General features: G+C 69.3%; 13 protein-coding genes. 10 read left to right on the top strand and 3 right to left on the bottom strand.

Annotated features, from left to right (window positions below; all coding sequences use genetic code 11):
* Nucleotides 1-51: 51 nt before the first annotated feature.
* Complete coding sequence (locus tag AB0I34_RS41490; RefSeq protein ID WP_360457334.1) at nt 52-3039, top strand: glycine--tRNA ligase; 2988 nt, start codon at nt 52-54, stop codon at nt 3037-3039.
* Nucleotides 3040-3659: 620 nt separating this feature from the next.
* On the opposite strand, the gene AB0I34_RS41485 is transcribed toward AB0I34_RS41490, so the two are convergent.
* The gene (locus AB0I34_RS41485; protein ID WP_360457283.1) at nt 3660-4649 is read right to left on the bottom strand and encodes a GDSL-type esterase/lipase family protein; all 990 of its coding nucleotides are present in this window, start codon (nt 4647-4649) and stop codon (nt 3660-3662) included.
* A complete protein-coding gene (locus AB0I34_RS41480; RefSeq protein WP_360457280.1) occupies nt 4646-5359 on the bottom strand; it encodes a GntR family transcriptional regulator in 714 nt (237 codons plus the stop codon). The genes AB0I34_RS41485 and AB0I34_RS41480 overlap by 4 nt, the downstream gene beginning before the upstream one ends.
* Before the next feature lie 117 nt (nt 5360-5476).
* On the opposite strand from AB0I34_RS41480, the gene AB0I34_RS41475 reads away from it, so the two are divergent.
* The 6 genes from AB0I34_RS41475 (at nt 5477) to AB0I34_RS41450 (ending at nt 14085) form a co-directional block, all read left to right on the top strand.
* Nucleotides 5477-6544: an isocitrate/isopropylmalate dehydrogenase family protein gene (locus AB0I34_RS41475; RefSeq protein WP_360457277.1), complete on the top strand. Its 1068-nt coding sequence runs from the start codon at nt 5477-5479 to the stop codon at nt 6542-6544.
* Entirely contained in the window at nt 6541-9021 is a 2481-nt protein-coding gene (gene acnA, locus AB0I34_RS41470; protein ID WP_360457274.1) for an aconitate hydratase AcnA, read from the top strand. Before AB0I34_RS41475 ends, acnA begins: the two co-directional genes overlap by 4 nt.
* Nucleotides 9018-10793 (top strand): aldehyde dehydrogenase family protein, encoded by a 1776-nt coding sequence (locus AB0I34_RS41465; protein WP_360457271.1) that lies wholly within the window; start codon nt 9018-9020, stop codon nt 10791-10793. The genes acnA and AB0I34_RS41465 overlap by 4 nt, the downstream gene beginning before the upstream one ends.
* Nucleotides 10794-10866: 73 nt before the next feature.
* Complete coding sequence (locus AB0I34_RS41460) at nt 10867-11586, top strand: VIT1/CCC1 transporter family protein (RefSeq protein ID WP_360457268.1); 720 nt, start codon at nt 10867-10869, stop codon at nt 11584-11586.
* A complete protein-coding gene (locus AB0I34_RS41455) occupies nt 11583-13499 on the top strand; it encodes an FAD-binding protein (RefSeq protein WP_360457265.1) in 1917 nt (638 codons plus the stop codon). The genes AB0I34_RS41460 and AB0I34_RS41455 overlap by 4 nt, the downstream gene beginning before the upstream one ends.
* 10 nt (nt 13500-13509) lie before the next feature.
* A complete protein-coding gene (locus AB0I34_RS41450) occupies nt 13510-14085 on the top strand; it encodes a Chromate resistance protein ChrB (RefSeq protein WP_131362706.1) in 576 nt (191 codons plus the stop codon).
* A gap of 15 nt (nt 14086-14100) precedes the next feature.
* On the opposite strand, the gene AB0I34_RS41445 is transcribed toward AB0I34_RS41450, so the two are convergent.
* The gene (locus AB0I34_RS41445) at nt 14101-15042 is read right to left on the bottom strand and encodes a MurR/RpiR family transcriptional regulator (protein WP_360457262.1); all 942 of its coding nucleotides are present in this window, start codon (nt 15040-15042) and stop codon (nt 14101-14103) included.
* 202 nt (nt 15043-15244) lie between these two features.
* Here AB0I34_RS41445 and AB0I34_RS41440 point away from each other — a divergent pair, with 202 nt between their 5' ends.
* From AB0I34_RS41440 to AB0I34_RS41430, 3 genes are all read left to right on the top strand, one after another.
* Nucleotides 15245-16432: a C45 family peptidase gene (locus AB0I34_RS41440; RefSeq protein ID WP_360457259.1), complete on the top strand. Its 1188-nt coding sequence runs from the start codon at nt 15245-15247 to the stop codon at nt 16430-16432.
* A 43-nt stretch (nt 16433-16475) separates the two neighbouring features.
* Nucleotides 16476-17501: a Fe(3+) dicitrate ABC transporter substrate-binding protein gene (locus AB0I34_RS41435; RefSeq protein ID WP_360457256.1), complete on the top strand. Its 1026-nt coding sequence runs from the start codon at nt 16476-16478 to the stop codon at nt 17499-17501.
* A gap of 1 nt (nt 17502) precedes the next feature.
* On the top strand, nt 17503-17867 hold a 365-nt coding region (locus tag AB0I34_RS41430; protein ID WP_360457253.1), incomplete at its 3' end, for an iron chelate uptake ABC transporter family permease subunit.

Raw genomic sequence — 17867 nt, 5'->3', positions numbered from 1 at the left:
TTCGTCCCCTGACCCCCTCCGAACAATGGCTCGAGGTTTGCTGTGCTCACCATGCAGGACGCGCTGCTCGCGCTGACGAAGTACTGGACCGATCGGGGCTGCATGATCGTGCAGCCGTTCAACACCGAGGTCGGAGCCGGAACGCTGAACCCGGCCACCATCCTGCGGGTGCTCGGTCCCGAGCCGTGGCGGGTCGCGTACGTCGAGCCGAGTGTCCGGCCCGATGACAGCCGCTACGGCGAGAACCCGAACCGGCTGCAGACGCACACCCAGTTCCAGGTGGTCCTGAAGCCGGACCCGGGCAACCCGCAGGAGCTCTTCCTGGACAGCCTGACCGCGCTCGGCATCGACATCCACGCCCACGACATCCGGTTCGTCGAGGACAACTGGGCGAACCCGGCGACCGGCTCGTGGGGCCTCGGCTGGGAGGTCTGGCTGGACGGCCTGGAGATCACCCAGTTCACCTACTTCCAGCAGGCCGGCGGAATGACGCTGGACCCGGTGTCGGTGGAGATCACCTACGGCATCGAGCGGATCATGATGGCGCTGCAGGGCGTCTCGCACTTCAAGGACATCGCCTACGCGCCGGGCATCTCCTACGGCGAGGCGTTCGGCCAGGCCGAGTACGAGATGAGCCGGTACTACCTCGACGACGCTGACGTCGACACCCAGAAGCGGCTGTTCGAGGAATACGCGAACGAGGCCCGCCGGATGCTCGACGCCCGGCTCCCGGTCCCCGCGCACATCTACGTACTGCGCTGCTCGCACACCTTCAACATCCTCGACTCCCGCGGCGCCGTGAGTACGACGGAACGCGCCAAGGCCTTCGGCCGGATGCGCACACTGGCCCGCGAGGTGGCCCAGCTGTGGGCCGAGCGCCGGACCGAGCTCGAGCACCCGCTGGGCATCGCCGAGCTGCCCGCGCCGGCGCCCGAGCCGACCGAGTTCCCGACGGCCAGCGGGACCCGGCAGCTGACGTTCGAGATCGGTACCGAGGAGATGCCGCCGTCGGAGGTCACCAAGACCGCCGAGGCGGTGAAGACGGCCCTCACCGAGAAGCTGGCCGCGACGCGCCTCGGGCACGGCGACATCACGACGTACGCGACGCCGCGCCGGGTGGTGGCGTTCGTCGCGAGCGTGCAGGCCGGTGAGCCGGACGCGGAGCGAGTGGTCCGCGGTCCGCGGAAGTCGGCCGCGTACGACGCCGACGGCAACGTGACCAAGGCCGCGGCCGGTTTCGCCCGCGGTCAGGGTGTCGGCACCGATGAGCTGCACGATCTCGACGTGGACGGTGTCGAGTACGTCGCGGTGACCAAGCCGGACCCGGGTCGCGGGGCGGCCGAGGTGCTGAGCGGCGTACTGGGCGAGATCGTCAGCGGTCTGCGCTCGGACAAGAACATGCGGTGGAACGACGCCAAGTTGTCGTTCACCCGGCCGGTGCGCTGGCTGGTCGCGCTGCTCGGCGACCAGGTGGTGCCGGTGTCGGTGTCGACGCTGGCCTCGGGCCGGACGACGCGGGTGCACCGGAACGCGGCTCCGCCGCAGGTGGAGATCGCCGCGGCCGAGGGGTACCTGGACCTGCTCCGGATCCACGGCATCGAGGCCGATCCGGCCAAGCGGCGTGAGCAGATCGTCGAGGCGGCGCAGAGGCTGGCCACCGAGGCCGGCGGCACGATCGACCTCGAGGGCGAGACCGCGCTGATCGACCAGATCGTCAACCTGGTCGAGGAACCGACGGCGATCCTCGGTGGCTTCTCGGCGGACTATCTGACGCTGCCCGGCGAGATCCTCACCACCGTGATGCGCAAGCACCAGCGGTACCTGCCGGTCCGGGACGGTGACGGCAAGCTGCTCCCACATTTCGTTGCCATAGCCAACGGTTCGGTCAAGGATGACGTTGTCCGCGAGGGCAACGAGGCCGTTCTGCGGGCGCGCTACGAGGACGCCGCGTTCTTCTGGCGGGCCGACCTGGACACCTCGCTGGAGTCGATGAAGAGCGAGCTGGAGAAGCTGGCCTTCGAGCAGCGGCTCGGCTCGATGGCCGACCGGGCCGCCCGGATCGGCCGGATCGCGCTCAACCTCGGGGCGACGGTTGGGCTGGACGGCGACGACCTGACCACGCTGCGCCGTGCGGCGGAGCTGGCGAAGTTCGATCTGGGATCGCAGATGGTGGTCGAGCTGACCAGCCTGGCCGGGACGATGGCCCGCGAGTACGCGCGCCGGGCCGGGGAGACCGAGGCGGTCGCGCAGGCGCTGTACGACATGGAGCTGCCGCGGTCGGCCGGGGATCCGGTCCCGGCGACGACTCCGGGTGCACTGCTCGCGCTGGCGGACCGCTTCGACCTGCTGGCGGGCCTGTTCGGCATCGGCGCGAAGCCGACGGGTAGCTCCGACCCCTTCGCACTGCGGCGGGCGGCCGCAGGTGTGGTGGCGATCCTGCGCGAACACCCGTCGCTTCGCGACATCACGCTCCCCGTCGGCCTGCGCGCCGCCGCCGCGGAGATCGGTGCCCAGGGCATCGACGTACCGGCGGAGTCGCTGGACGAGGTCGCGGAGTTCACCGTACGGCGGTACGAGCAGCAGCTGCTCGACCGCGGTGACGACCATTACCAGGTGGCCGCGGTGTTGCCGTTGGCAACTGCTCCGGCGGTGGCCGACGAGACGCTGGCGAGCCTGCGGCAGCTGGTCGGCAGCGGCGACTTCGCCGACCTGGTCGCCGTCCTACAGCGGGTACGACGGATCGTCCCGGAGGGCACCGAGGCGTCGTACGACCCGGCCAAGCTGACCGAGCCGGCCGAGGTCGTCCTGCACGAGGCCGTCCAGAAGGTGGGCCAGGCGCCGACCGGCCTGGCCGACTTCGCCACCGCGGCCTCGGTCCTCGTCGAGCCGGTCACCACGTTCTTCGACGAGATCCTGGTGATGGCCGAAGACCCGGAGATCCGGGCCGCCCGCCTCGGCCTCCTCGCCACCATCAGCCAGCTAGCAGCCCCCGTCCTCGACTGGCAAGCCCTAGGCACAAGCCTCACCCCGGGAGCCTGACCGCCACCACCCTCCCCACCCAACACCTCCAACCACCCACCCTCGCCCGTCCGCAGCACACGAGGGAATATCCGTCTGACCAGTGCCTTCTCCGCTGGTGTACGAGGGGAGAACCCCCATCTGGAGGGGATATCCGGTTCTGCTGTCTGGGGCGGCTTCGGTTAGGGGGACGCGTGCGGCTGGACAGGAGGTGTCGGGCCGACAGGTAGTGCAGCTGAGCGCGAGTGCGTCCTGCGTACGGCGTACTGCAGGTGCACTACCTGTTGGTCTGTACGCCGCCGCTCGATGACCCACGCCGTTGTCGTGATCATGCGCCCGCCTTCGTGGTTCCCTGCGGACGTGATGCCCCCATGCCCGGCTATGGGCACCGGTCACCCACTGGATCGCCGTGAATCCGGCTTCCTGGTGCACAAAGGCGGGAGCAAGCCGCTTCGGCCGGACCGGGCCGTGATGGGTCGTGGTGCGCTGACGGGTTCTACGGTGCCTGGCCTGTCGGCGTTCCGGGCGTCTTCGGACAGGAACGGGGGATGGCCGGGCGTAGGTCGGGCTATCCGGGCGGCCGTCGGGGGTGAGGCATCGACGGGGAGCGGAGGAGTTGGGGTGGTTGGGGGGAGCGGAGGTTAGGGGAGAGGTAGAAGGGGGGCTAGGCGGTCGGCGATGAGGTGGTAGCCGTCGGGGCCGGGGTGGAGGTCGTCGGCGTACAGGGCGAGGGCCTCGGTGGTGGTGAGGATGTCGCGGCCGTCGATGAGGCGTACGGCGGGATCGACGCGAGCGCCGAGCTCGACGCAGTCGCGGATGTCGTCGAGGGTGAGGCCGACCGCGTTGGGTTTGCCCTCGAGGTTGGGGGCGAGCAGGGGAGTGATGACGATGATCGGCGTCGTGGGATGACCTGCACGGACGGTCGAGACGAACGACTCGACCTGGCCGGGCAGGGTCCGGCCGCTGAAGGTCCCGCCGCCGTAGATGTTGACGCCGAGGCACATTGAGATCAGTCGCGCTGGAGTATCCCGGATCGTGCGGGCCGCGATCGGATCGAGATGGCACTCGCCGGCGAAGCCGAGGGCGACCAGATCCCAGCCGTGCCGACGGGCGACCAAGGCCGGCCAAGTCTCCGACGGGCCGTACGCGCCGCTGCACTGGGTGATCGAGCTGCCGTAGGTGATCCAGCGCGGACCGCCCGGTGCCACCGGCTCGGCGTCGCCGTCGAACGCGAGCCCGCGGAAGCCGATCATCCCGGCCTGCGGCAGCCAGATCTCCACCTCGGCGGGCCGGCCCGGAAGGTCGGCAGTCAGAATCTGCTCACCCTCCCGCACCTCGCAGCGCCGATGCAGCTCGCCATCGACCAGGACGTCCACCGGTGCCAGCTTCGCGTAGATGCCGAGCGCCGCCCGGATCTCCAGTCGCACCGAGGACGCCGTCGTACTCCAAGCGGCCCGGACACCGGCGGGCGTCGCGGCCCGGTCCCACAGGCGGTGGCCCTCGCGGTCCGGATACCCGGTCCAGTCGGTGAGGTGGAAGTCGTGGCCGCGCGGGTCGAGGCGCCAGAACGTCGTCCAGCCGTCGGAGTCGACCTCACGATGCTGGTAACCGGTCCAGAGGGCCTCGGTCATGTGCGTGCTCCTCGGATGCCCCGGAGTGACCGGGCGACAGGCTGTGCGGCGGCGGATGTGAGGCGGGCGACCGCGCGCGCACCGAGGCTGGCGTCGACGTGGGCGAGCATGACCGCGGCGGCCGTGGTGGAGTCTCCGGCCGCGATCGCGTCGACCATCGCGAGATGCTCGGCGTGGGTGCGGTCGAGGTCCTCCTCGGTCCGGCCGTCCTCGAGGGCAAGCCTGCGGTACCGGTCCGCTTTGTCCCACAGCCCGTCCAGGGTCTGGACCAGCAACTGGTTGTGCGAGGCCGTGTAGATCGCGACGTGGAACTGCCGATGGGTCGCCAGCTCGGCCGTCGCCGGGTCGGCCCGCAGCGGCAACAGCTTGTCGGCCGTCTCCCGGATCCGGTCCAGATCCTGCCGGGTACGACGCTCCGCCGCGAGCCCGGCCGCCAACGGGTCGAGCGACCGCCGGATCTCGACCAGGTCGCGCGCCTCCTCGGCGGTCAGCCGGGTGACGCGGGCGTCGCGGTGCGCGTCCAGCTCGACCAGGCCCTCGGTCATCAACCGGCGCAGTGCCTCGCGCAGCGGCGTCGTACTGATGCCGAGGTCTCGGGCCAGAGCGGCCTGCTGGATGACCGATCCCGGGACCAGATCGCCGCGCAGGAGCTGGTCGCGGACGAGCTCGTAGGCGACCTCGGCCTTGGTGGCCGTCTTGACCTCGGACACAGGCGGACCTCCGTGGTTATAACAAGGCTGACGCAGAGAATACCTTGAGATCAAGCCTTGAGACGATCCCTGGAGAGATCTTGACGCAGAAGGTTATAACGACTCACACTCCTTCCCATGGCTGATCACTACCGGCTGGGCGTGCTCCCCGGCGACGGAATCGGACCCGAGATCGTTCCCGCCGCGGTCCGGGTGCTCGACGCGGCGCTGACCGCTACCGGCGCCGAACCCGTCGACTGGGTTCCACTTCCGGTCGGTGCCGCGGCGATCGAGACGCACGGCAGCGCGCTGCCCGACGTCACGGTCGAGACGCTCGACAAGCTCGACGGCTGGCTGCTCGGCCCGCACGACAGCGCGGCGTACCCCGCCGAGCACCGGGCCATGCTGAACCCGAGCGGGTTCCTCCGCAAGCACTTCGACCTGTTCGCGAACATCCGCCCGGCCAAAGCCTTCGACGGGACGCCCGCGCTGGTGCCTGGCCTCGACCTGGTCGTGGTCCGGGAGAACACCGAGGGCTTCTACGCGGACCGCAGTACCTATCGCGGCACCGGCGAGTTCATGCCGACCGCGGATGTGGCGATCGCGATGGGCATCTTCACCCGGCCGGCGATCGAGCGGATCGCACGGCAGGCCCTCGAGCTGGCGAGCCGTCGGCGCCGGCACCTGACGATCGTGCACAAGGCCAACGTGCTGCGCACCAGCACCGGCTTCTTCCTGGAGATCTGCCGCGAGCTCGCGGCCGGGTTCCCCGAGGTCGAGGTCGACGACTTCCACATCGACGCGATGACCGTGCACCTGGTCCGGCACGGCGCGGACTTCGACGTACTCGTGACCGAGAACATGTTCGGCGACATCCTGTCCGACCTGACCGGTGAACTGGCCGGCTCGCTCGGCATCGCGCCGTCGATCAACGCCTCGCACGACCGCGCGATGGCCCAGGCCGCGCACGGTTCGGCGCCCGACATCGCCGGCCGCGGCCTCGCCAACCCGACCGCCATGATCGCGTCCGGCGCGATGCTGCTGGACTGGCTTGGCAGCGAGCACGCCAAGCAGGCGGCGACGCTGGTCGATCGCGGGCTCCGGACGGCAGTCGCGAGCGGCGTCCGTACGGCGGATCTCGGCGGCACGGCCGGTACGACGGAGTTCACCGACGCTGTCGTTGCTGCGATCAACGAGTCGGCATGACCGCCCGGACCCAGTCCCTGCGGGGCGTCGCTCCGGATCACCTGCCGCGGACTCTGCGCATCCTGCTGGAGAACGCACTGCGGCACGGCACCGCGAGCGACGTACTGCGGAACTGGGAGCCGGGTGCGGTCGGTGAACTTGAGGTGTTCCCGTCCAGGGTGTTCCTGCACGACACGAACGGCGTACCCGTGCTGGCCGATCTGGCCGCGATGCGCGACGCGATGGTGGCCCGCGGCAACGATCCGGCGCTGGTCGATCCGTTGATCCCGGCCGAGTTGGTGGTCGACCATTCGGTGATCGCGGACGTGTTCGGACGGCCGGACGCACTACAGCTGAATGTCGAGCTGGAGTACGAGCGCAACGCCGAGCGATACCGCTTCCTGCGCTGGGGCCAGCGCACGTTCCAGCAGCTGAAGGTGGTTCCGCCGGGTGCCGGGATCATGCACCAGATCAACCTCGAGCACCTGGCCCGGGTGATCGAGGAGCGCGACGGCTGGGTGTTCCCGGATCTCTGCCTGGGCACGGATTCGCACACCACGATGATCAACGGGCTCGGCGTCCTCGGCTGGGGGATCGGTGGCATCGAGGCCGAGGCCGCGATGCTCGGACAGTCGGTGTCGATGGTGCTGCCGCCGGTCGTCGGCGTGCGGCTGTCCGGTGCACTGCCGGTCGGGACGACCGCGACCGACCTGGTGCTGACGATCACCGAGACACTGCGTGCGCACGGCGTGGTCGGCAAGCTAGTTGAGTTCGGCGGTCCCGCGTTGGCCGGCTTGCCGGTGCCGGACCGGGCCACGATCGCGAACATGAGCCCGGAGTTCGGCTCGACCGCGGCGTACTTCCCGATCGACGACCGAACGCTGGAGTACCTGCGCTTCACCGGCCGCCCGCCGGAGAAGGTCGCGCTCGTCGAGTCCTACGCGAAGGAACAGGGCCTCTGGCACGACCCATCGGCGGAGCTTCGGTACGACGAGTACGTCGACATCGACCTCGGCTCCGTGGTCCCGTCTATCGCCGGTCCGCGCCGTCCGCAGCAGCGCGTCGCCCTGGCCGACGCCAAGCAGGCGGCCGCTCTGGAGCTCCCCGCCGGTCCGCGTACGACGGACGTCCCGGGGCACGGCGCGGTCGTCGTCGCGGCGATCACCTCCTGCACGAACACCTCCAACCCCTCGGTGATGGTCGCCGCCGGGTTGCTGGCCAGGAACGCGGTGGAGCGCGGTCTCACCAGCAAGCCCTGGGTGAAGACGACCCTGTCGCCTGGTTCGCGGGTCGTGATGGACTACCTCGGCGCCGCCGGACTCACGCCGTACCTGGAGAAGCTGGGGTTCCACCTGGCCGGGTTCGGCTGTATGACCTGCATCGGGGCCTCGGGTGCGCTGATCGACGAGGTCGGCGAGGCGGTTCGCGCGCAGGATCTCACCGTCGCGGCCGTGCTGTCCGGGAACCGCAACTTCGAGGGCCGGATCCAGTCCGACGTCCGGTTGAACTACCTCGCCTCGCCGCCGCTCGTGATCGCCTACGCCCTCGCCGGCCGGATGGACATCGACCTGCTCACCGAACCACTCGGCACCGACCCGTCCGGGCAGCCGGTCTTCCTGAAGGACATCTGGCCGACCGGCATCGACGAGGTGATCGGCGCGACCGTGACTCCCGACCTCTTCGAGCACGCGTACGACGAGCTGTTCGCGGGCGACGAGCGGTGGCAAGGACTGGACGCGCCGGCTGGGGATACCTTCGCGTGGGGCGACTCGACGTACCTGCAGCAGCCGCCGTACTTCGGTAGGGAGGCGAGCCCTGGTGACCTGATCGGTGCCCGCGCACTCGTGCGGTTGGGTGACTCGGTCACCACGGACCACATCTCACCCGCCGGGGCGATCCCTCCGGACAGCGTCGCTGGTCGATATTTGATCAACGCGGGTGTGCCGCGCCATCAGCTGAACACGTATGCCTCGCGGCGCGGCAACCACCTGGTGATGATGCGTGGTGCCTTCGGCAACGTCCGGCTCCGCAACCAGCTTGCCCAGGGCGCCGAAGGTCCGGTCGCTCGCAGACCGGACGGCGAGCTGACCTCGATCTACGACGCGGCCGAGGCCTACCGTGCGGCCGGCGTACCGGTCGTCGTTGTCGCCGGCAAGGAGTACGGCACCGGATCGTCCCGGGACTGGGCAGCGAAGGGCCCGGCTCTGCTTGGGGTGCGGGCGGTGCTGGCGCAGTCGTTCGAACGCATCCATCGGTCGAACCTGGTCGGCCTCGGCATCCTGCCGCTGGAGTTCCTGCCGGGCGAAGGCGCCGACCTGACCGGCGAAGACCCGATCGACATCCGCCTCGGCGACGACGGCTTCGCCACCGCGTCCTGCGCGGGCAAGAGCTACCGGCTGCGGATCCGTCTCGACACGCCTCGCGAACACGACTACTACCTCCACGGCGGTGTGCTGCCGTACGTGCTGCACCGCCTGAGCGAAGGGCAAGCCCAGTGATCGTCTCGATCAACCCAGCCAGCGGCGAGCAACTCGCCACCTTCGATCCGTACGACGCGGACCGTGTCGACCGTATGCTCACCGCCGCGGTGGTTGCCCAGAGCAACTGGCGGTGGTCCGAAGTGCAGCGGCGTACCGAACTGCTGGAATCCCTGGCCGGCACACTCCGGGACCGCAAGGCCGAGCTGGCCGCCCTGATCACCAGCGAGATGGGCAAGCCGTTGGCCGAGGCGGCGGCCGAGATCGAGAAGTGTGCGATCAACTGCGAGTACTACGCGACCAACGCCCCCGGATTCCTGGCCGCGGAGACGATCACCGCGGAAGGTCGGGTCGAGGTCGATCCGCTGGGCGTCGTACTCGCGGTGATGCCGTGGAACTACCCGTTCTGGCAGTTCTTCCGGTTCATCGCTCCGGCGCTGGCCGCGGGCAACGGCGCGATCCTCAAGCCCGCCAACTCGGTCCCTCGCTGCGCGCTGGCGATCGAGTCGGTACTGCGGGACTCCGGAGTCCCTGATGGTCTGGTCGGAGTGCTCTTGGTCGAGACCGACCAGGTGGCCGGCCTGATCGCGGACGATCGGATCGCGGCGGTGACGTTCACCGGTTCGACCGAGGTCGGCAGCATCATCGCCGAGCAGGCGGGCCGGGCGCTGAAGAAGCAGGTGCTCGAACTCGGCGGCTCGGACCCGTTCATCGTCCTGGCCGACGCCGACCTGGAGGTCGCCGCGGCCACGGCGGTCACCGCACGCTTCCTCAACGCCGGGCAGAGCTGTGTCAACGCCAAGCGATTCATCGTTGAGGAGTCCGTTGCGGACGAGTTCGTCGCCCGCTTCTCCGCTGCCGTCGGCAGGTTGGTCGTCGGTGATCCGGTCGACGACGGCACCACGATCGGTCCGCTGGCCCGGGCCGGTCTCCGCGACACCTTGGACGATCAGGTACGCCGTACCGTCGAAGCCGGAGCGACGCTCGTGCGCGGTGGAGAAGTGGCCGATCGGGTCGGTTTCTATTACCAGCCGACGGTACTCGACCACGTGCTGCCGGGGATGGCGGCGTTCGACGAGGAGACGTTCGGGCCGGTCGCGGCGATCACGCGGGTGCGCGACGCCGACGAAGCGATCCGGCTGGCCAACCAGACCGAGTTCGGGCTGGGCGCCTCGTTGTGGACCGCGCAGGAGCGGGCGTCCGAGCTGGTCCGTCGCCTGGACGCGGGCGCGGTGTTCGTGAACGCGATGGTCGCCTCGGATCCGCGGCTGCCGTTCGGCGGGATCAAGCGGTCCGGCTACGGCCGCGAGCTCGGAGTGCACGGGATGCGCGAGTTCATGAACCTCAAGACCGTCTGGTCGAGCGATCCGGCGCCGCGGCTGGTGATCAAGCCGGATGACGTCGAGGTCTTCGACCGCGGCAGCGGCGTCCGGACCGTCCCGTACGTCGGCGCCTGGAACAGCGAGTCGAACAAGATCACCACCGGTACGACGGTCTTCGCGGTCGGCACCCGGATCCCGCTGCACTCGCACAACGTCGAGGAGTCGGTGCTGGTGTTCGCGGGGCAGGCGACCGCGGTGATCGGCGACGAGCGGATCGACCTGGAGGCCGGCGACGCGACCTGGGTGCCGGCCGGCGTACCGCACCAGTTCATCAACCGCGGCGACGGCGAACTGACCATCTACTGGGTGTACGGCGGCCGCGCGGTGACCCGGACGATGACCGCGACCGGCGTGACGGTGGCGCATCTCTCAGCGGCCGACCGCGGAGCCGTTGCCGCTTCAGGAAAGTAACGAATAGACTTATGTAACAGGTGATGCAGATTAACTAAGGTTGCGCTCACCTCACTCGGAAGGACGTATGGAGATGACCGCGGAAGTTGCGGAGACACCGTCGGAGATCCACCACTCGCATCGTGACGTGACCGGTGGCTGGCTGCGGCCGGCCACGTTCGGCGTGATGGACGGCCTGGTGTCGAACTTCGCCCTGGTCGCCGGTGTGGTCGGCGGCGGGGCGACCGGCAAGGTCGTGATCATGACCGGACTGGCCGGCCTGGTCGCCGGGGCCTGTTCGATGGCCTCCGGTGAGTTCACCTCGGTCTCGTCGCAGACCGAGCTGATGAAGGCCGAGATCGAGGTGGAGCGGCGCGAGCTGCAGATCCACCCGGAGGAAGAAGAGCGCGAGCTCGCGATGATGTACGAGGCGAAGGGCCTGCGCCCGGAGCTCGCGGCCCAGGTGGCGCGCGAGCTGACCGTCAACGCGGATGTGGCGCTCGACGTCCACGTGCGCGAAGAGCTCGGCGTCGACCCCAACGACCTGCCGTCGCCGTGGCTGGCGGCCGGGTCCTCGTTCGCCGCCTTCGCCCTTGGTGCGCTGGTTCCGCTGATCCCGTTCATCTTCGGGGCCGGGTCCGTGCTGCCCGCGCTACTGCTGAGCGCGCTCGGTCTGGTCATCACCGGCGGGATCGTCGGCAAGATCACCGCGAGGCCGTTCTGGTACGGCGGTGGGCGGCAACTGCTCCTGGGTGGTGTGTCGGCCGCGGTGACCTTCGCGATCGGGATGGCAGTAGGGACCGGCTTGTCATGAACCTGCTCGTCACGGCCCTGGTGAAGCAGGTGCCGAAGGGTGATCACAGTGGGCGCCTCGACGCCGACGGCCGGCTCGAACGGGCCGGCGCGATCACCGAGATGAACCCGTGGTGCCGCCGGGCGGTCGCTCAGGCGGTCCGGCTGGCCCGGGAGTCCGGCGGCCGCAGTACGGCTGTCACCATGGGTCCGCCTGTGGCGGCCGACGTACTGCGTGAGGCGCTGGCTTGGGGAATCGACGATGCAGTGCACCTGACGGATCCGGCGTTGGCCGGATCGGACTGTCTTGTCACGGCTCGCGCTCTGGCGTCGACTGTTGCGCTGCTCGATGAACCGCCGGACCTGATCCTGGTCGGCGCCAGCTCGGTCGACGGCAGCACCGGTGCGGTGGGTGCGATGCTCGCCGAAATTCTCGGTCTGCCGTTCACTGGTCCGGTCCTGACTCTAGAGCCGGACTCCAGCGGAAGGCAGCTTCGGACCACGGTCCAGTACGACACAGGCACCGAATCAGTTGTCGTCGACCTCCCCGCCGTCGTGGCAGTAGCCGAACGTTCCTGCGACCCCTGCAAGGCGCCGCCCGAGACCTGGCCGCCCACGGACGCGATCCGCCAAGTCACCACCGCCGACCTCGCCCCGGCCGACTGGGGTCTCCCCGGCAGTCCCACCAAGGTCGCCCAGGTCCACCCCGCCCCTCTCACCCGCGACCCCGTCATCTTCCGAGGCAACCCCCGAACCCAAGCCACCCGAGCCATCACCGAACTCCTCTCCCGAGGCTCCTTCACCCCCAAAAAACCAGCCGCATCCGACCCCGTCCCGGACGCACCCCACCAGCCGGACGCACCCCACCAGGCGCCCGAAGGGCACCGGCCGGATGCAACCCGCCAGGCGGCGCCCGGAGGGCGCCGGCCGGACGGGGCTCCGGCAGGCCCGGCGGCCTCTCCTTCTTCTTCTCCCAGCGACCGGCCCGGAGGGCCGGGAGCTGAGGTGGTGGTGTTGGTCGGGCCGGGACCAGAAGCAGGCACCCGCGCCCTGCTCGGTGCGGCGGCGACGCTTGCGGCCGAGGTCGGCGGATTCGTGACCGCAGTAAGAACAGCCGACAGCACCGACGATCTCGCACGGTGGGGAGCTGACTCGGTGGTGATGCTCACCGATGACGAGCCCCGGCCGGTCGCCGCTGCACTCGCGAACTGGATCGCGGACCGGCAGCCGTGGGCCGTGCTCGGCGCCGCGCTGCCGTGGGATCGCGAAGTGCTCGCGCGACTCGCGGTCGCCTCCGGGGCCGGGCTGATGTCCGACCTGGTCAGCCTGAACGTCACCGGCGGTACGACGCCACGCCTCGCCGGACTGAAGCCGTCGGGCGGCGGCACCCTCGCCGAGATCATCAGCCACGGCTCACCGCAGATCGCCACCCTCCGGACCGGTCTGCTGCCACTGCGCACGCCAAGAGCGGACCGCACACTCAAGGAAGACACGCTGCCAGTGGCCGCGGACCCAGCACTGCGCCGAGCAGAACGCCGTACCGGCAACGAAGGTGACGCACTGGACCGGGCCGAGGTCGTCATCAGCGTCGGCCGAGGTGTCTCACCCGACACGTACGCCGAACTGGAGCCCATGCGTGTCCTCCTGGGCGCCGAGCTCGCCGCCACCCGGAAGGTCACCGACCAAGGCTGGATGGCGCACGGCCGGCAGATCGGCATCACCGGACGCAGCGTCGCACCGCGGATGTACGTCGCGGTCGGGCTGTCCGGGAACTTGAACCACCTGGCCGGCGCGAGCCGGGCCGGGACCGTAGTGGCCATCAACACCGATCCGGCGGCGGAGGTCTTCGCGCACTGCGACGTCGGTCTGGTCGCGGACTGGCGGGAGGTGATGCCGTTTCTCGTCGAGGGGATCCGGAGTCGTGTCAGCGGATAACCTGTCCGGCATGGCAACCCGTCGTACCAAGCCCAAGAGTCCCGCAGCGGAGAGCTGGCTGCTGCTCATCTACAAGGTGCCGAGCGAGTCCTCGCGGGCCCGGGTGGCGGTGTGGCGGGAGCTGAAGCGGCTCGGCGGGTTCTACGTGCAGCAGGCGGTGTGCGTGCTGCCGGACCGCGACGAGTTGCGCGCCGGCATGGAGAAGGTGCGGGAGAAGGTGACCGAGCTGGGTGGCTCGAGCGTCTTCCTGACCCTGACCGATGTCGACGACGACGCCCGCGAGCAGTTCGTGGACGGCTTCCGCGGCCAGTCCGCGAAGGAGTACGCCGAGATCGTCGAGGAGTGCGAGACCAAGTTCGTCAAGGAGATCGAGTTCGAGCGGTTCCGGGAGAACTACACCTTCGAGGAGGCCGAGGAGATCCGCCAGGACCTGGAGAAGCTCCGCCGCTGGCTGACCAAGGTGGAGGGCCGGGACTGGATGGATGCTGAGGGCAAGGACCTGGCCCGGGCCAAGGTGGCCGACTGTGAGCGTCTGCTGGAGGAGTTCGAGGCGGACGTCTACGAACGCACCGAGGGCACGGTCTGACCGCAGCGGGTGCGCTCAGGCGCTCTCGGTCCGGCCGGTGCGCTTGCGAGCGCGCCGTTGGGACGGCAGATTCAGGGCCACCTCGTCGGCGCGGGAGAAGCCCATCAGCTCCTCGCGCAACTGGTTCATCCGGTCGGTGGTCTCCAGCGAACGGCCCTGGTCGCGTGCGGCCACGGCGATCACCAGTGCCTCGAGCAGGATCAGCACGGTCGCCTGGCTGGTGAACGTCCCCGGACGGCTCGTCGGCGCCGACAGCACCGCGTCGACCTGGTCGCGCAACGCCTCACCGAGAGTGTCGGTGATCAGCACCGCGCGGGCACCGACCTCGGCGCACAGGTCGAGGATGACGCGGGTCTCCACGATGATCCGGTTGTGGGCGATCACGACCACCACGTCCTCCGGGCCGAGCATCAGCAACCGGTCGGCCAGCCGGTAGCCGGTGTCGGTCGCGGTCCGTGCGCGGCGGCCGATGCGGTTCAGGTGGGTCGCGGTGTACGCCGAGATCCCGTCCAGGCCGGCGAAGCCGCAGATCACGGTCTCGCGGGCCTGGTCGATCAGCTCGACGGCGTGCTCGAACGCCTGTGGGTCGATCGACCGTTCGGCTTGCTGGAGCCGCTCGACGTGGTCGCGCAGGGTCGCGGTGAGGATCCCTTCGGCGCCGTCGTCGAACGACTCGAGGCTGTTGCTGAGCCGGTTGGCGGGAGTCAGCAGGGCCTGCAGTTCGCCCTGTAGCGATCGCTTCAGGCCCGGCAGGCCGTCGAAACCCAGCGCCTTGGCGGTCCGGACGACGCTGGCGTCGCTGGTGCCGGTGGCGCGCCCGAGCTCCTCGGCGGAGGAGAACGCGGCCTCCTGGGGGTGGGCCGACAGGTACTCGGCGATCCTCCGCTCGGTCGCGGTCAGTGCGTCGATCCGGCTCGCCACCCGCTCCGGCAGGGTGGGTGCCTTTGTCTTGGCCACGGTGGTCCTCCGGCTCCCAGTTGTGCCTGTCAGTACGCAGATCATGTCACCCGGATCGGTTTGTCACCGCCAGGTAAACGATGTCGCGACCCGTTGACAGCGATTGTAGCAATCACTACCGTCAGACGAATATTCGTAGTGAACACAACGAACAAGCAAACGGTTCGAGTCCGGTTTCCGTCCTCTCCCTGGAGCGACTTCCGTGTCACAGCTTCCGACGATCGACATCTCCGGCGCCGACGCCCGCGACCGCGGCCGGCAGTACGGCGAGGGCGCGCGTGCGCTGATCGAGCGCTCGCTGGCGTTCTACGCCGAGTCCGTTCCCCGCGCCACCGGGCTGCCCTGGGCCGAGGTACTGGAGCGGGCACCGCGCTGGGTCCCGGTGATCGAGCCGGTCGCGCCCGACCTGCTGGACGAGGTCCGTGGCATCGCCGAGGGCTCCGGACGCACCTTCGCGGAGATCCTCGCGCTGAACAGCCGTGGCGAACTGACCCGGGGCAACCCGTTCGAGGACGACGCCGCGACGCAACAGCGTGATGACGGCTGTACGTCGTTCGCGATCCTCCAGCAGGCCAATCCGCTCGGACATGTCTGGGCCGGACAGAACTGGGACCTGTGGGCCGGGGTGGCGGACACCGTCGTACTCCTGCGGATCTCCCAACCGGGCAAGCCGACCGTGATCGGTCATGTCGAAGCCGGCCAACTGGCCCGGCACGGTGCGAACTCGATCGGCCTCGCGCTGAACGCCAACGGCCTCGGCGCCGGGTTCGGTTCAGGCCTCAATGTCCCTGGCACGTTCGTACGCCGGATGGTGCTGGAGAGCTGGGACATGTACGACGCGCTGCAGGTGGTCTTCAACGCCCGGCAGAGCCTGTCCAGCAACCTGCTCCTCACCCACCGCGACGGATTCGCCATCGACGTGGAGACGACACCTGGCCGGCACGGCTGGATGTATCCGACCGACGGGTTGCTGGTGCACGGCAACCACTTCCAGGCGTTCGTCCCACCCCAGATCAACGAGACCTACAAGCCGTTCTCGGTGGATTCGCTCTACCGGGTGCCGCGCGTCGAGGAGGGCCTGCGTCAGGTCCGCCGCGACGGCACCACCGAGAAGGCTGTCGAGACCATCGTGCAAACGACGATGAGCGACCACTTCAGTCACCCCAACGCCGTCTGCCAGCACGTCGATCCGCGCCGGCACGAGCTCAACCGTTACGCCACGATCGTGTCCAGCCTGGTCGATCTGACCACTGGCACCTACCGGCTGACCCCCGGCCTGCCCTGCAGCAACAGCTACCAGCAGGCTCCCTGGAACCTCTACGACGGCCCCGGTCTCTCCGACCGGCCGGACGTCGACGACCCGGCGCTGTCCCTCGCCGTGGCCGGATGAAACCCACCCCTGCAAGGCATTGTCGACATCAGGAGCGAATGCCATGGTCCACCGATCCTCGAGCTTGCGGCGCGTCCTCGCCGCCGTCACTCTGACCGCAGCTGCTGCCGCGGTCGCCCTGTCCGGCTGCGGCGCCGCGGCCTCACCCTCCACCGGTGCGGCGCCGAACGCCGACCGCGCCGCGGCTGCCGAAGGCGTCAGCCCGGATGTCAACCTGGAGCAGTGCGGGAAAGCGACCCGTACCGTCAAGCACGACCTCGGCACCACCACGATCACGGGCAACCCGGTCAAGGTGGTGGCGCTGGAGTACTCCTTCGTCGACGCCCTGGTCGCGGTCGGAATGTCGCCGGTCGGTGTCGCCGACGACGACCAGCCGAAGCGGATCATCGCCGCCCTGCGCGACAAGGTCGGCGAGTACAAGTCGGTCGGCCTGCGGGCGACGCCGAACATCCAGGTGATCACCGCGCTGAAGCCGGACCTGATCGTGGCCGACAGCGGTCGGCACAAGGCGATCTACGCCCAGCTGTCCAAGATCGCGCCGACCATCGCCTACGCCAGCCTGAACGGGAACTACCAGCAGGTGCTGGACAGTGAGATGTCGACCGCCATCGCGTTGAACAAGTGTGACGAGATGAAGACCCGGCTCGCCGAGCACGCCAAGTTGATGACCGACCTGAAGGCCGAGGCGCCCGCGGGTGAGAGCCGCAAGGCGCTGTTCGTGCGCGCCTCCGAGAAGGGCTTCACCGGGTTCCCGCCGAAGGGCTACACGCCGGGTGTTCTGTCGGTGATCGGGATCCAGTCGTCGCTGCCGGACGATTCCGGTGACGCCTCGGTCTCGCTGACGCTGGAGACGCTGGTCGCCAACAAGCCGGACGTGATGTTCATCGCCGCCAACGACGGACCGACGCTGCGCGACCAGTGGACCAAGAGCCCGCTGTGGAAGGAGATCCCGGCGGTGAAGAACAATACGACCTTCGACGTCGACCCGAACGAGTGGTCCCGGTCGCGAGGTCTGATCGCCTCCGAAGTGGTCGCTCAGGAAGCCGTCAAACTCCTCTACGGGAAGTGACATGTCCTTGTCCGTGGGCACTGCGCCCAAACCTTCCGAGGACGCCGTACACAAGCGTCCGAAGATCGTCACCAACAAGCAGCGGGTCACCTGGGTGACTCTGGTGCTGCTGGTGGTGGTCGTGGCCGGCGTCGCGTGGGGACTGTCGATCGGCAGTCAGCACATCTCGCTGGCACGGCTCCCGGGAGCGCTCATCAAGGCCGACCAGCCCGATGAGCTGATCCTTCAGTCGATCCGGATGCCGCGGGTGGTGCTGGCGCTCTGCGTCGGCGCCGCCCTGGCGGTGGCGGGTGCTCTGATGCAGGCCGTCGCCGCGAACCCGCTGGCGGCGCCGGAGATCATGGGCGTCAATGCCGGTGCGGTGTT

Origin of the sequence: Kribbella sp. NPDC050281 (assembly GCF_040655855.1) — a bacterium.
Classification (GTDB): Bacteria; Actinomycetota; Actinomycetes; order Propionibacteriales; family Kribbellaceae; genus Kribbella.
The sequence above is the reverse complement of the archived record's forward strand: the minus strand, read 5'-3'. Positions and strand labels throughout refer to the sequence as shown.

Excerpts from the sequence above, each read along its gene's own strand:
- AB0I34_RS41490 (WP_360457334.1), top strand. The coding sequence starts at position 52 with ATGCAGGACGCGCTGCTCGCGCTGACGAAGTACTGGACCGATCGGGGC.
- AB0I34_RS41485 (WP_360457283.1), bottom strand. The coding sequence starts at position 4,649 with ATGACCGAGGCCCTCTGGACCGGTTACCAGCATCGTGAGGTCGACTCC.
- AB0I34_RS41475 (WP_360457277.1), top strand. The coding sequence starts at position 5,477 with ATGGCTGATCACTACCGGCTGGGCGTGCTCCCCGGCGACGGAATCGGA.
- acnA (WP_360457274.1), top strand. The coding sequence starts at position 6,541 with ATGACCGCCCGGACCCAGTCCCTGCGGGGCGTCGCTCCGGATCACCTG.
- AB0I34_RS41460 (WP_360457268.1), top strand. The coding sequence starts at position 10,867 with ATGACCGCGGAAGTTGCGGAGACACCGTCGGAGATCCACCACTCGCAT.
- AB0I34_RS41455 (WP_360457265.1), top strand. The coding sequence starts at position 11,583 with ATGAACCTGCTCGTCACGGCCCTGGTGAAGCAGGTGCCGAAGGGTGAT.
- AB0I34_RS41450 (WP_131362706.1), top strand. The coding sequence starts at position 13,510 with ATGGCAACCCGTCGTACCAAGCCCAAGAGTCCCGCAGCGGAGAGCTGG.
- AB0I34_RS41435 (WP_360457256.1), top strand. The coding sequence starts at position 16,476 with ATGGTCCACCGATCCTCGAGCTTGCGGCGCGTCCTCGCCGCCGTCACT.